The 13,595-nt window shown below is 74.6% G+C and carries 11 protein-coding genes; 5 read left to right on the plus strand and 6 right to left on the minus strand.

All coding sequences use genetic code 11. The features are described 5' to 3' along the window. Positions 1-2: 2 nt before the first annotated feature. Both ABZ945_RS28550 and ABZ945_RS28555 read right to left on the minus strand, forming a co-directional pair. Positions 3-2,261: a YhgE/Pip domain-containing protein gene (locus tag ABZ945_RS28550; protein WP_361275214.1), complete on the minus strand. Its 2,259-nt coding sequence runs from the start codon at positions 2,259-2,261 to the stop codon at positions 3-5. Continuing rightward, positions 2,233-3,276, minus strand: a complete 1,044-nt coding sequence (locus ABZ945_RS28555; protein ID WP_361275216.1) for an ATP-binding cassette domain-containing protein — start codon at positions 3,274-3,276, stop codon at positions 2,233-2,235. The genes ABZ945_RS28550 and ABZ945_RS28555 overlap by 29 nt, the downstream gene beginning before the upstream one ends. A 162-nt stretch (positions 3,277-3,438) precedes the next feature. On the opposite strand from ABZ945_RS28555, the gene ABZ945_RS28560 reads away from it, so the two are divergent. The 3 genes from ABZ945_RS28560 (at position 3,439) to ABZ945_RS28570 (ending at position 5,439) form a co-directional block, all read left to right on the plus strand. Next, positions 3,439-3,930 carry an SAV_6107 family HEPN domain-containing protein gene (locus ABZ945_RS28560; protein ID WP_361275219.1) on the plus strand — a complete coding sequence of 164 codons (492 nt, stop codon included), beginning with the start codon at positions 3,439-3,441 and terminating at the stop codon, positions 3,928-3,930. Between the two features lie 65 nt (positions 3,931-3,995). Then, positions 3,996-4,754, plus strand: a complete 759-nt coding sequence (locus ABZ945_RS28565) for a methyltransferase (protein ID WP_361275221.1) — start codon at positions 3,996-3,998, stop codon at positions 4,752-4,754. A 277-nt stretch (positions 4,755-5,031) separates the two neighbouring features. Beyond that, a complete protein-coding gene (locus ABZ945_RS28570) occupies positions 5,032-5,439 on the plus strand; it encodes a DUF3040 domain-containing protein (RefSeq protein WP_361275224.1) in 408 nt (135 codons plus the stop codon). A 293-nt stretch (positions 5,440-5,732) separates the two neighbouring features. On the opposite strand, the gene ABZ945_RS28575 is transcribed toward ABZ945_RS28570, so the two are convergent. The 4 genes from ABZ945_RS28575 to ABZ945_RS28590 all read right to left on the minus strand — a co-directional run bounded on the left by ABZ945_RS28575 (position 5,733) and on the right by ABZ945_RS28590 (position 11,558). Then, a complete protein-coding gene (locus ABZ945_RS28575; RefSeq protein WP_361275226.1) occupies positions 5,733-8,162 on the minus strand; it encodes a DUF3488 and transglutaminase-like domain-containing protein in 2,430 nt (809 codons plus the stop codon). Next, positions 8,159-9,703, minus strand: a complete 1,545-nt coding sequence (locus ABZ945_RS28580) for a DUF58 domain-containing protein (RefSeq protein WP_361275229.1) — start codon at positions 9,701-9,703, stop codon at positions 8,159-8,161. Before ABZ945_RS28580 ends, ABZ945_RS28575 begins: the two co-directional genes overlap by 4 nt. Further along, complete coding sequence (locus ABZ945_RS28585; RefSeq protein WP_361275232.1) at positions 9,703-10,722, minus strand: MoxR family ATPase; 1,020 nt, start codon at positions 10,720-10,722, stop codon at positions 9,703-9,705. Before ABZ945_RS28585 ends, ABZ945_RS28580 begins: the two co-directional genes overlap by 1 nt. A gap of 287 nt (positions 10,723-11,009) precedes the next feature. Beyond that, positions 11,010-11,558, minus strand: a complete 549-nt coding sequence (locus tag ABZ945_RS28590) for a carbonic anhydrase (RefSeq protein WP_361275235.1) — start codon at positions 11,556-11,558, stop codon at positions 11,010-11,012. A gap of 428 nt (positions 11,559-11,986) precedes the next feature. Here ABZ945_RS28590 and rsmH point away from each other — a divergent pair, with 428 nt between their 5' ends. Continuing rightward, the gene (rsmH, locus tag ABZ945_RS28595; RefSeq protein WP_361275237.1) at positions 11,987-12,946 is read left to right on the plus strand and encodes a 16S rRNA (cytosine(1402)-N(4))-methyltransferase RsmH; all 960 of its coding nucleotides are present in this window, start codon (positions 11,987-11,989) and stop codon (positions 12,944-12,946) included. Between the two features lie 35 nt (positions 12,947-12,981). Beyond that, entirely contained in the window at positions 12,982-13,593 is a 612-nt protein-coding gene (locus ABZ945_RS28600) for a hypothetical protein (RefSeq protein ID WP_361275239.1), read from the plus strand. Positions 13,594-13,595 lie beyond the last annotated feature (2 nt).

Raw genomic sequence — 13,595 nt, forward strand, 5'->3', positions numbered from 1 at the left:
TCTCACAGGCTCAGCTCGGGGTGCAGCTTGTCCAGGGTCCACACCTGGCGCCGGTGGGCGGAGATCGCGGTCAGCGCCAGCGCACCGGCGGTGAACGCGGCGAGCACCGCCGTGGCCGTCCAGACCGGCCCCATCCCGCCGCCGCTGATCAGCCGGCGCAGCGCCTCGACCACATAGGTCATCGGCAGCCAGGAGTGGATGGCGTTGAAGAAGTCGGGGCTGGTCTGCACCGGGTAGGTGCCGCCCGCGGAGGTCAGCTGGAGCATCAGCAGCGCCAGCACCAGGATGCGTCCGGCGGCCCCGAAGCGGGCGTTCAGCCACTGGATGATCGCGGCGAAGCAGCAGGTCACCAGGGCGAGGAAGCCCACGGTCGCGGCCGACCTGGCCATCTCCAGGCCGAGCCCCCAGTGCAATACCGACATCAGCGCGGCCACCTGGACCAGCCCGATCGCGGCCACCGGCAGCCAGCCGGCCAGCGCGATCCGCCAGGCCGAGGCCCCGGCGGCGAGCGCGCGCCGGTTGAGCGGCTGGATCAGCATGTACGCCACCATGGCGCCGACCCAGAGGGAGAGCGGGATGAAGTACGGGGCGAAGCCGGTGCCGTAGTTGGGCGCCTTGTACAGCGACTGCGAGGCGAGCTTCACCGGGTCGGCCATCACCTCGGTGCGCCGGTCCCGCTCGTCCTTGCCGTAGTCGGGGATCTTGCCCACGCCGTCGTTGAGCCCGCCGGCCAGCTCGGTCGAGCCGTCCACCAGCCGGAACAGTCCGCTGTCCAGATCGCCCGCGCCCTGCTTGAGCCGGCCGACGCCGCTGTCCAGGTCGGCCGAGCCGGACTGGGCGGTGGCCAGCCCGCCGTAGAGGGTGCCGGCGCCGTCGGCCACCTTGTGGGCGCCGTCGTTGAGCTCGTTCACCTTGCCGACCGCGTACGCCAGGTCCTCGTCCAGGTGCGGGGCGCGCCGGGCGAGCGCCTGGGCCTTGGTCTGGACGTCCTTGAGCTGCGCGTCCAGCTTCTTGATGTCGCCGTTGGAATCCTTGGCCAGTTCGTGTACGTCGTCGGCGATCCGCGCGGTGTCGGCGGCCGCCGTCTTGGCCTTGGCCAGCTTGGGGCAGACCTGGGCGTCGACATCGGCCTGGGTGAGACCCTCGGTCACCGGTACGCCGGGCACCTCGGGGAGCTGGCCGCCGGTGCCGGCCGAGTCGCCCGTACCGGCCGTACCGGCGGTGCCGCTCGATCCGTCCGCGCCGGGGGTCTTGCCGCTGCCCGCGCCGCCGGTGACGGCCTTGGCCTTGCCGAGCAGGGTCTTGTCGACGCACAGCTCCCGGTACACGGTGTTCAGATCGTCGGAGGCCTGGTGGGCGTTCTCCCGGCCGGTGGGCCCCCACTTCACGATCACGTCGAGGTTGTTCCGCAGCCCCTGCGAGAAGTCGGCGACCAGTTGGGCGGACCGGCCGATCTGCGCGCCGTTGTCCTTGAGGTACGGGCCGGCCTCGCCGGCCGCGCGGTTGACCCGGTCGGCGAGCAGCTGGGTGCCGTCGGCCACCTGCCGGGAGCCGGACTTCAGTTCGGCGGCGCCGGAGGTGAGCCGGGTGATGCCGCCGGCCAGTTCGCCACTGCCCTTCTTGGCGTCCGCCAGCCCGTCGGAGAGGTCCTTGGAGCCCTTCTTCGCCTTCTCGGTGCCGTTCTTGAGGTCGTCGGCGCCCTGGGCGGCCTTCTCCGTGGCGTCATGGATGTCGGAGAAGGAGATGAAGATCCGGTCCAGGAAGGAGCGGGACGACTTGGTGGAGGCGGCGGTGCGGATCTCGGAGAACACCGTGCGGGAGATCTGGCCGACGATGTAGTTGTTGGAGTCGTTGGTCCGCACCCGTAGGGCCCCGGTCTCCGGGGAGTCACCGGAACTGGAGGCGATCCGCTCGCTGAAGTCCTTCGGCATGGTCAGCGACAGGTAGTAGCGGCCCTCCTCGACGCCCTCCCGGGCCTCCTCGTCGCTCACCTCGTGCCACTCGAAGACCTTGCTGTCCCGCAGCTTCTTGGTGATCTCGTCGCCCGCGTTGAGCTTCTCGCCGCCGGTCTTGGCGCCCTTGTCCTCGTTGACCAGCGCGACCGGCAGCTTGTCCAGCCGGCCGTACGGGTCCCAGAACGACCACAGGTACAGCGCGCCGTACAGCAGCGGCAGCAGCAGGATGGCGACCAGCGCGGCGCGCGGCAGCTTCCCGCGGCCGAACCGCCTCAGCTCAAGCGCGGCCAGTCTCGGCGAACGCATCGGCCGCCCCCTCCTCGTCCTGGGTCTGTGTCTTCTGCGACTTCTGTGACGTCGTCTCTTGGGTCTGCCGCGGGTGCGGTTCGGATGCGGCGTCGTCGGCGGCGTCGGTGTCCTCGGTGGCCTCGATGCCGGCGTCGGTGCGGCCGGTGTCCGGGCGGTCGGTCACGGTACGGACGACCAGGGCGTCGGCGGGCGCCTCACTGCACACCGCGAGCACCGTGATGCCGGACGCCGCGATGGACCGCAGCAGCTCCCAGGCCGCCTCGCGGTCGGTGCCGGAGAGCTTCAGGTCGGTGTCGTCCACGGCGAGCAGGCGCGGCTGCGCCATCAGCGCGAGGGCGATGGACAGCCGCAAGGCCTCCAGCCGTTCCAGATCCCGTACGGAGGTCCGCTCGCCCTTGGGCAGGGCGGCGGGGTCGAGCCCGGCGGCCGCCAGGGCGGCGGCGATACGGGCCCGGGCGGCGGCCCGGGTGGCGCGCGGCCGCAGCAGGTCGAGCGGGGAGCCGGTGAAGCGGCGCTGGAGCAGGGCCCGTTCGCGCAGATGCTCGGCGACGGTGAACGCCGGGTCGAGGTCGCTGACCCCGCATACGGGGCCGAGCGCGCTGATCCGGCGCACCTTGCCCATCTTCTTCGGCAGCGGCACCCCGCCCACCTCGGCGTGGCCCGCGGTGGCGCGCATCCGGCCGGTGAGGGCGAGCAGCAGGCAGGTGCGGCCGGAGCCGGACGGCCCCTCGACGGCGAGCAGTGCCCCGGCCGGTGCCGCCACGTCCACGTCCTGGAAGGCCCAGCCGCGCGGGCCCTTGAGCCCGAAGCCCCGGGCGACGACCGTCGCACCCGGTCCCGACCCCGGTCCCGACTCCGGCCCCGCGTTCGGCCCCGACTCCGGCCCCGCGTTCGGCCCCGACTCCGGCCTCGCGTCCGGCTTTTCGCCGGTCCGCGCCGATGGGCCGCCGCCCTTCTTCGCCAGCGCGCCGCGCGTACCGCGTATGCGGCCGCCTCCGGTCCGTCCCGCCACCGGCCTGCACCCCCACCCCTTTTTGAACTGACTGGTCAGTTCAAAAACTACTCCGAACCGGGAGTTGAGGCAAAACCGCTGGTCAAGGTGGATTGTCAGTGGGGGCGGGCACGATGGACACAGTCGGCCACAGTGCCGTCACACGACGACAGGAGGTTCGTCATGTCCGCTGGTTCCCGCGCCACGGCGAACGATGTCCATCCGGTGGTACGCCGCTCCACGGCGCCGCCCGCCGCCCTCGATCTGCTCGCCCAGGCCCACGCCGGGCTGGACGAGGCCGCCGTGCTGGAGACGTCCAACGAGCGGTACGCCGCGGCCCATCTGGCCGCGCTGCGCACCGCCGCCGCCGTGCTGGCCGCCCGCGGCCGCCCCGAGCCCACCCCGCGCGGGCGGCAGCGGATCCGCAGCGCCTGGGAGGTGCTGCCGGAGTCGGCGCCCGAGCTGGCCGAGTGGAGCGCCCTGTTCGCCGCGGGGGCGGACCGGCGGGCCCGGGCCGAGGCGGGCATAGACGGCGCGGCCGACCGCCGCGAGGCCGACGACCTGATCCGCGACGCCGGGCGGTTCCTGCGCATCGTGGAGCGGCTGCTGCGGCCGGAGCCGGTGGCACCGCGCCCGGTGCCGGCGCCGCGCGGGGGAGCCGCCCAGGACGGGTGATCGGACCAGGCCCCGCAGGCCATAGGGTGGGGGAGTCCGCAATCTGTCCCGAGGAGTCAACTGCCGTGTCGGACCCCCAGCGCCCCCGCGCCTCCCTCCGTACCGCCGTGGTGTGGGACGTCCTGGCGGAAGCTCTCGACCGCCGGGTCAAGGCCACCGGCAAGGACAGCCTGGACGTCCTGGACACCGGCGGCGGTAGCGGCAACTTCGCGGTGCCCGTGGCCGCCCTCGGCCATCGGGTCACCGTGGTGGACCCCAGCCCCAACGCGCTGTTCGCGCTGGAGCGCCGGGCCGCCGAGGCCGGGGTGGCCGACCGGGTGCGCGGAGTGCAGGGCGATGTCCACGGGCTGTTCGACGTGGTCGAGCGCGGCGGCTTCGACGCGGTGCTCTGCCACGGGGTCCTGGAGTATGTGGACGACCCCGCCGAGGGCGTGCGCAACGCGGTCGCCGCGCTGCGGTCCGACGGCATCCTGAGCCTGCTGGCCGCCGGGCTCGGCGGCGCGGTGCTGGCCCGGGCGGTCGCCGGGCACTTCACCGAGGCCCGCCGTGCCCTGGAGGACCCGGCCGGCCGCTGGGGCGAGGGCGACCCGGTGCCGCGCCGCTTCACCGCCGAGCAGCTGACCGAGGCCGCGGAGGCGGCGGGCGTCGAGGTGGGGGCGGTGCACGGGGTGCGGGTCTTCGCCGACCTGGTGCCCGGAGTGCTGGTCGACACCGAGCCGGGAGCCGTGGAGGCCCTGCTGAAGCTGGAGGCGGCCGCCGCCGAGCTGCCCGCCTTCCGCTCGGTCGCCACCCAGCTGCACGTACTGGGTGAACGCCGGGGCTGACCCTCACCGCGCCCGGCGACCGGCGCCGACCTGCGGCGCAGCCGCACATGGAGTACGCCACACGCCACCCGTGCCGGCCCGAAGCCCCGTATGATCGAGGGACACCACTCGGGCATGACGGAACGCAGGACGGGGAACCACAACCTCACCGGCCGTACCGGCATGGCGGTCCCAGCGGTGAAAGGCACGAGGGCGGGTTTCACGGGGGCGATTCCCTGCCTATCCTGGAAGGGCCGCATACCGGTCGCCCCCAGCGACCGACGACGAGGAGGACTCCGTGCCGCTCTCGGAGCACGAGCAGCGCATGCTCGAGCAGATGGAGCGAGCGCTGTACGCCGAAGATCCCAAGTTCGCGACAGCGCTCGAGGGAAGCGGGCTGCGTACGTACACCCGGCGACGGGTCTACCAAGCGGTCGCAGGCTTCCTGGTGGGTATCGCCCTCCTCATGGCCGGAATGGTCGCCCAGCAGATCTGGATCAGCGTGGTGGGCTTCCTCGTCATGCTGGGGTGTGCGGTCCTCGCGGTCACCGGATGGCGCAAGGCCCCCAAGCCCGGCGAGGCCCAGGCCGCGCCCGGCCAGGGCGGACAGCAGGGCGGTGGCGGCCGGCAGTCCCGGCAGCGCCGCTCCATGATGAACCGGATCGAGGAGCGCTGGCAGCGCCGCCGCGACGAACAGGGCCAGTGAGCCCGGGGCGCGCATCACGCCGGTGACGGCGCCCGTCGGCTGACGGTATGGGCGGCTCCCGCCCGTACGGCCTTCGGCACCATGACTTCGCCTGTGGGGCGGCCACTTCGGTGGCCGCCCCGCAGACGTGTGCGCCCGCGGCCACCGACCGCGCCACCGGGGACGCGGCGATGGCGGCCGAAGCCTCCCGCGCGAGCCGCTCCCCCTGTGCGCCCGGACGCTGGGGCCGCCGATGGAGGCCCCGCCCGAGGGTGCACCGGGGCAGGCTCGTCCCGGTGCACCCTTCCCGTGGGCTACCCCCGCCGGCGGCCCGGGAGGGCCAGGGGGCGGGTGGCGGTGGCCAGGCGGGTGGTCAGGCGGCGGCGGGTCCGGGACCAGCGGGCGGCCAGGGCCCGGCGGCGGTCGGCCAGTGCCCACAGCACCCGGGCCGAGGACCGGGGCAGGAGCAGGGCGCGTATCCGGGTGGAGCGGTCGGCGGAGGCGGTCAGCCCGGTACGGACCCGGGCCGCGTCATCCGCCAGGGAGCCCGCGGGGCGCGGGTGCGGGGCGTAGAGGACCTGCTCCACCGCACCGGCCAGCCGGTGCACCGCGGCGGCCGGTTCACCTTCCAGGCGGCCCTGCCGGACGATCCGCTCCGCCGCCCGGCGCGGGGTGTGGGCGCCGTCCGGTGGGATGCCGTGATCCCAGGCGGTGTCCTCCACCTCCTGCCATGCGGCCAGGGTCCGGGCGGCCGCGTCCTGCTCGGTGCGCCCGGCCGAGTCGTCCAGCCGCCGCGCCCGTATCCGGATCCGCCACAGCAGGGGCAGGAGCGCCAGCACCATGAGCAGCGCCACCCCGCCCGCGATCGGCAGGACCGGCCACCAGGGGAAGCCGGAGTCGGCGGCCGGTGCCGCGTCCTGCTCCTTCTCCGGGCCGCAGCCCGCGATCCCGGTGACCCCGGGCGGGCAGCTCTCCTCCCGCTCCGGGGCGCGGGACGGCATCGCCGCCTCGGACTCCTGCGGCCGGTCCGGGACCGGGGCCTCATCGGCCGGGGACACCGCCCGGGTGTACTCCGGCACGCTGCCCCGGGACGGCGTCGGCTCGAAGCGGGTCCAGCCCACGCCCTCGAAGTACAGCTCCGGCCAGGCGTGGGCGTCCCGGATGCCGACCGACATCAGACCGCCGGACTGCGGGGTGCCCGGGGTGAAGCCGACCGCCACCCGGGCCGGGATGCCCAGCGTCCGGGACATCGCCGCCATGGCGAAGGAGAAGTGGACGCAGAAGCCCTCGCGCTGCTTGAGGAAGCGGGAGATGGCCTCCACGCCGGTGCCGGAGGACACCTTCACGTCGTAGCGGAAGCCGCCCTCCGCGGTGAACCAGTCCTGGAGCTTCACCGCGCGCTCGTAGTCGTTGGCCGCGCCCCGGGTGACCTCCAGCGCGGTGACCTTCACATCGGCGGGCAGCGAGTCCGGCACCCGCGTGTACTCGCGGCGCAGCTCCTCGGGCGCCGCTGCCGCGGCGGCCAGCTGCTCGCGGGTCGGCTCGGTCACCAGGCTGCGTACCGTGTACTTCTCACCCTGCGCGGTCTGGCCCTTGTCGCCGACGATCAGCCGGCCGGCCGGTTCGAACCGCCAGCGGCCGTCGATGTCCACCCGGGAGGCCGGGAACGGCATGGGCAGCCAGTTCGGCTCGAAGTAGTCGCTGACGACCAGCTCGGTGGTGACCTCCCGGGTGGCGACCGCCCCGCTCAGCCCGTCGGGGCGGGGCAGCACCTCCGGCACGTCCTCGATGCCGCGCCGGGAGGTGCGCCAGGTGGTGCCGTCGAACTCGTCCATGGCGACCATGCGCAGATACATCCCGGAGGTGTCCTTCGCGTTGGTGGCGTAGCGGATCACCTCCCGGTCCTCCGGCTGGACCAGGTTGTCCTGGAGCGACACCAGCGGGTTGACCGCCGAGATGGTGCCCCCGCCGCCGGAACCGCCCTGGCCGCCGACCCCGCCCAGCAGCCCGCCGTCCAGCGACGGCAGCGCGGCCGGCACCGCCAGCGCGGCGCCGAGCGCCAGCACGCCGATCCGCCGCCCGAAGCGCACCGGCGGCCCGGTGCGGCCCGCGAACGGACCGGAGCCGCCGACCGGCCGCGCGGACTCGGCGCCGCCCAGCACCCGGCCCCAGCCGGCCAGCCGGTCGCGTCCCTCGGCCAGCAGGAGCAGCAGATAGCCGCCCGCCGCCAGCAGGAACCACATCCAGACCGCCTCGCCGCCGGACAACCCCGCGGCCACCGAGTACAGCGCCAGCAGCGGCAGCCCCGCGGGCGCGGCGGTGCGCAGCGTCACCGCCAGCGCGTCCACCACCAGCCCCACCAGCAGCACCCCGCCGACCAGCATCAGCCGGATGCCCTCCGTCGGCGGCGCCGGTATCGCGTACCGCCCCACGTCCTCGGCGCCCTCGGTCAGCAGGGCGCTCCACCGGGCCACCACATCCGGCCCCGGCAGGAACCCGGCGACCGCCCGCTCCCGGGCGAACACCACGGTGAGCAGCAGCAGGACCACCACGCCCTGCGCGGCCACCGTGAGCACCCGGGCCGCCGACAGCAGCCGCACCAGCACACCGGTGGCGGACACCACCGCGAGCAGGGCCGCCGCCTCCAGCAGCCAGCGTTCCGAGGAGATCAGCGGCAGCAGGGCACCCGACGCCAGCAGCGTCGCCGCGTACGCCGCGAGCACCAGCCGCACCCGCCCCCTCATGACCGACCACCTCCCCGCGTACCGGCGGAGAAGACCGATCCACCGGGAACCGTCCCGCCCGCCGTCGTAGCTGCCGTAGACGCCGACGACGCCGAGGACGCCGCCGGGCCGGGCACCGCCGGGCCGCCGCCCAGGCCGCCTGTGCCCATGTGCCGCCACAGCTCGGCCAGGGGCGCGCCGGGGGGTACCGCCACCGCCGACCAGCCGGCCTCGTTCAGGGTGCGCAGCCGCTCCGCGAGCGCGTCGCCGCCGGTGCCGCCGTGTGCCCAGGCGCGGCTGTCCAGCACGAACGCCACGGCGCCGCCGCCGCGGTGCCGCATCCGGGCCGCCACCGCCGCCTGCTCCTCGTCCAGATCGCCCACGAACGCCACCAGAAGCCCCTCACCGCCGCCGCGCAGCGCGTCGTACGCCCGGGACAGCCCCGAGCCCTCGGAGTGGTCCAGCACGGCCAGGGTGTCCAGCATCAGCCCGGCCGCCTCGGCGGAGTCCTGTGCCGCGGCGGCGAAGTCGTCCACGCTCTCCGAGGGCAGCGCGTTGCCCTCGTCGGTGAGCAGCCGCACCGCGAAACCGCGCCCCAGCATGTGCACCACCGCCGAGGCCGCCCCGGACACCGCCCACTCGAACGCCGAGCCCGGCCCGGCGCCCCGGTAGGCGGTCCGCCGGGTGTCCAGCAGCACCGTGCAGCGGGCCCGCTGCGGCTGCTCCTCCCGGCGCACCATCAGCTCGCCGTGCCGGGCGGTGGAGCGCCAGTGCACCCGGCGCAGGTCGTCGCCGTGCCGGTAGCCGCGCGGGATCACGTCGTCCTCGCCGGCCAGGGCCAGCGAACGCTGCCGCCCGTCGCCGTACCCGGCGCCGTCGCCGGCCAGCCGCACCGGCGGCAGCGGCTCGGTACGCGGGACCACGATCAGGTCGTCATGGGCGCTGAACGCCCGGGTCAGCTCGCACATCCCGAACGGGTCGGTCAGCCGCAGCTGGAGCGGGCCCAGCGGATAGCGGCCGCGCAGATCGGAGCGGACCCGGTAGGACACCTCGCGCCGGCCGCCCGCCTCCACCCGCTCCAGCACGAAGCGGGGGCGCGGGCCGAGGACGTAGGGCACCTGGTCCTGGAGCATCAGCAGACCGGTGGTCACCCGGGAGACGTTGTCCAGCCGCAGATGCACCCGGGCCTCCTCGCCGGCCGCCACCCGGCGAGGTGTCAGCCGCCGGGCCGCCGCCACCTGGTGGCGGGTGCGGTAGAGCACCGCGGCGCACACCAGCGGCAGCACCGCGAGCAGCACCCCGACCCGCAGCAGGTCGCTCTGGCCGAGGACATAGGCGCACACCCCGGCGGCGATCCCGGCCGCCAGGAACGACCGCCCGCGGGTGGTCAGTCCGCGCAGGGCCGTCCGCAGCCCGCCGGGCGCTCCGCCGGTCCGCGCCTTACCGGCCCGGGCGGCCCCACCGGTCCCGGCCTCACCGGCCCGGGCGGCCTCACCCATCCCGGCCGCTTCCGTCCCGGCCTCACCGGTCCGGGTGGCGGCGCCCCGGCGTACGGCCGCCATCACGGCCGCCGCGCCCCGGGGTGCTGCCGGCCGAAGAGCGGGGCCGCCGGCGGCGCGGCCGAGGGCACCGGGGTGCGCTGGATGATGTCGTGCACCACCTGCTCGGAGGTGCGCCGGTTCAGCTGGGCCTGGGCGGTCGGCAGCAGCCGGTGCGCCAGCACGGCGGAGGCCAGGGCCTGCACGTCGTCCGGCAGCGCGTACTCCCGGCCGTCCAGCGCGGCGGACGCCTTCGCGGCCCGCAGCAGATGCAGGGTGGCCCGCGGCGAGGCGCCGAGCCGCAGATCGGGGTGGGTGCGGGTGGCGGCGACCAGCTCCACCGCGTACCGCCGCACCGCCTCCGCCACATGCACCCCGCGCACCGCCTCCACCAGCTTGAGCACCTCGTGCGCGTGCGCCACCGGCTGGAGGTCGTCCAGGGGCGAGAGCGCTCCGTGGGTGTCGAGCATCCGCAGCTCGGCCTCGGGGCTCGGGTACCCGATGGAGACCCGGGCCATGAAGCGGTCCCGCTGCGCCTCCGGCAGCGGATAGGTGCCCTCCATCTCGACCGGGTTCTGGGTGGCCACCACCATGAAGGGGCTGGGCAGCTCGTAGCTCTGCCCGTCGATGGTGACCTGCCGCTCCTCCATCGACTCCAGCAGCGCCGACTGGGTCTTGGGGGAGGCGCGGTTGATCTCGTCGCCGATCACGATCTGGGAGAAGATCGCGCCCGGCTTGAACTCGAAGTCCCGGCGCTGCTGGTCGTAGATCGACACCCCGGTGATGTCCGACGGCAGCAGGTCCGGGGTGAACTGGATGCGTCGCACCGAGCAGTCGATCGACCGGGCCAGCGCCTTGGCGAGCATGGTCTTGCCCACCCCGGGAACGTCCTCTATCAGCAGGTGTCCCTCGGCCAGCAGCACGGTCAGCGAGAGCCGAACGACCTCGGGCTTGCCCTCGATCACGCTCTCCACCGAGCGGCGGATCCGGTCCGCCGTGGTGGTGAGATCGGTGAGGCTCGCTCGGTCGTCGTAGGTCGTCACACGGCCCTCCTCGGCCCGTCCATGGGCGGGTGCGAGGCTGACGGCACCGGCCCATCCAGAAACACGGACACCGGACCCGGATCACTCGAAGGGCGGTGCCTTTCGAGCATTCTTGTTGCCCTGGCCCGTCCGTGTCACTCGCCTGTGGACAACCGCGGGCGATTTGCCGGGTGCGCCGCGTTTGCGGTGGCTGGAACGGTCACCCGAGCTGGGAACACTCCTACGCCAGAGGCCCGGTCCGATGATCGGACCGGGCCTCCGGAGTGCCGTGTGCGCCGGCCGCCGGCTCAGACGGCCGGGGTGATCTCGCGCAGCAGGCCGGTCTTCACGTCGAAGACGAAGCCGCGCACATCCTCGGTGCTGAGCAGGAACGGCGAGGTGCGCACCCGCTGCATCGACTGGCGCACGTCCTGGTCCACGTCCCGGAACGCCTCCACCGCCCAGGCCGGACGCTGGCCGACCTCGCGCTCGATGTCGTGCCGGAAGTCCTCGGTCAGCTGCTCCAGGCCGCAGCCGGTGTGGTGCACCAGCACCACGCTGCGGGTGCCCAGCGCGCGCTGGCTGATGGTGAGCGAGCGGATCACGTCGTCGGTGACCACGCCGCCGGCGTTGCGGATGGTGTGGCAGTCGCCCAGTTCGAGGCCGAGGGCGGCGTGCAGGTCGAGACGGGCGTCCATGCAGGCCACCACGGCGACCTTCAGGACCGGCCGGGCGTCCATGCCGGGGTCGGTGAACTCGCCGGCGTAGGCCCGGTTGGCTTCGACGAGGCGGTCCGTGACCGTGCCGGCGTCGGGTGCCGCGGAGGGTGCGGAGTGCGCGGAAGCAGGAGTCGACATGGCACAGACGTTACTGGTCAGCTTCGTGGGCGGCGCGGTGTGGGATGCGGACAAAGAACCTCAACGCGCCCCCGCTGTGAGCCAACACACAGGAGGTACGGGAGCGGGTGGGGGCGCGCACCGGGCGCGCGGCCCGACGGGACCGCGCCGCCCTTCGGGCCCGCGGGGGGACCGCCAGGTGAGGGCGGCCGCCACGCGAGAGGCGGTTGATTGACCGTGCGGGGCGGTGGACTAGAGTGACGCGCAGTTCTTACGGAGACAATCGAGCGAATCCCAGCGAATCCGCGGTTTCTCCCCCGTGTGCGCGGCGATACGCACGGCTCGGCTCCCGCTCGCCGGACCGGCCGACCCTTCCGGCGCCGGCCACGGGCTCCCTCGGGCGCCGACCCGCAGGCGTAACGGCCGGGCCCGATCCCTGAGAGGGCGCTGTGACCCCCCCGTCCCGACATGTCCCGGTGATGCTCCAGCGGTGCCTGGACATGCTCGCCCCCGCGATGGGGCGGCCGGGCGCCGTCGTCGTCGACTGCACCCTCGGCCTCGGCGGGCACAGCGAGGCGCTGCTCACCCGCTTCCCCGAGGCCCGGCTGGTCGCCCTGGACCGGGACAAGGAGGCGCTGCGGCTGGCCGGTGAGCGGCTCGCCCCCTTCGGGGAGCGCGCCACCCTGGTGCACGCCGTCTACGACGAGCTGCCCGAGGTCCTCGGCCGGCTCGGCCTGCCCCGCGTCCAGGGCGTCCTGTTCGACCTCGGCGTCTCCTCCATGCAGCTGGACGAGGCCGACCGCGGCTTCGCCTACGCCCAGGACGCCCCGCTCGACATGCGGATGGACCAGACGGCCGGCGTCAGCGCCGCCGAGGTCCTCAACACCTACCCGCCCGGCGAACTGGTCCGCATCCTGCGCGCCTACGGCGAGGAGAAGCAGGCCAAGCGGATCGTCTCGGCCATCGTGCGGGAGCGCGAGAAGGAGCCCTTCACCCGCAGCGCCCGGCTGGTCGAGCTCATCCGCGAGGCCCTGCCGCAGGCCGCCAAGCGCACCGGCGGCAACCCCGCCAAGCGCACCTTCCAGGCTCTGCGCATCGAGGTCAACGGCGAGCTGTCGGTGCTGGAGAGCGCCATCCCGGCCGCCGTCGCGGCGCTCGCGGTCGGCGGGCGGATCGCCGTCCTGTCGTACCACTCCCTGGAGGACCGGCTGGTCAAGCAGGTGCTCTCGGCCGGCGCCGCCACCACCGCGCCGCCCGGACTGCCGGTCGTCCCCGAGCAGTACCAGCCCCGGCTGAAGCTGCTCACCCGCGGCGCCGAACTCCCCACCGAGGAGGAGATCGCCGAGAACCGGCGCGCCGCCCCGGCCCGGCTGCGCGGCGCCGAGCGGATCAGGGAGGACCATCGGTGAGCGCCCCTGACGGTGAGGCGGAGTAAGGAGGAGCGGTGACCACAGCTGGACCCCTCGGGGGGCGGGCCGGCCGACTGGCGCGGCTGCTGCCGTCCGGGCCGAGCACCGCCGCGCGTACCCCCTTCGTCCTGCTGGTGGTGGTCCTGCTCGGCGGCGGGCTGATCACCCTGCTGCTGCTCAACTCCTCGCTCAACCAGGGCTCGTTCGAGCTCAGCGAGCTGAAGAAGCGGACCACCGGGCTGACCGACGAGGAGCAGGAACTCCAGCGCGAGGTGGACGGCCGCTCCGCCCCCGACGCGCTGGAGCGCCGGGCCCGCCAGCTCGGCATGGTGCCCGGCGGCAGCCCCGCCTTCCTCGACCCCGACGGCACCGTACGGGGCAAGCCCAGCCGGGCCACCGCCGAGCCGTCCCCGCCCCCCGCCGACCCGGCCGCGCTCCTCGGCACAGGTGCCCCGGAGGCTCCACCGGGCACCGCCACCGCCCCGCAGACCGGCGGCCAGCGGCCGGTACCGGCGCCCGGCGCCGTACCCCCGTCCGCGCCCGTTCCTGCACCGCCGACCGGACCGGCCCCACAAGCCCCACCCGCCCCAGAGGCCGCCCCCGGCCCCGCCGCCCCGTCCGCCCTCCCGACCACGCCCGGCAGGTGACG

Origin of the sequence: Streptomyces sp. NPDC046887 (assembly GCF_040644755.1) — a bacterium.
Taxonomy (GTDB): Bacteria; Actinomycetota; Actinomycetes; order Streptomycetales; family Streptomycetaceae; genus Streptomyces; species Streptomyces lichenis.

Excerpts from the sequence above, each read along its gene's own strand:
- ABZ945_RS28550 (WP_361275214.1), bottom strand. The coding sequence starts at position 2,261 with ATGCGTTCGCCGAGACTGGCCGCGCTTGAGCTGAGGCGGTTCGGCCGC.
- ABZ945_RS28560 (WP_361275219.1), top strand. The coding sequence starts at position 3,439 with ATGTCCGCTGGTTCCCGCGCCACGGCGAACGATGTCCATCCGGTGGTA.
- ABZ945_RS28575 (WP_361275226.1), bottom strand. The coding sequence starts at position 8,162 with ATGAGGGGGCGGGTGCGGCTGGTGCTCGCGGCGTACGCGGCGACGCTG.
- ABZ945_RS28580 (WP_361275229.1), bottom strand. The coding sequence starts at position 9,703 with ATGGCGGCCGTACGCCGGGGCGCCGCCACCCGGACCGGTGAGGCCGGG.
- ABZ945_RS28590 (WP_361275235.1), bottom strand. The coding sequence starts at position 11,558 with ATGTCGACTCCTGCTTCCGCGCACTCCGCACCCTCCGCGGCACCCGAC.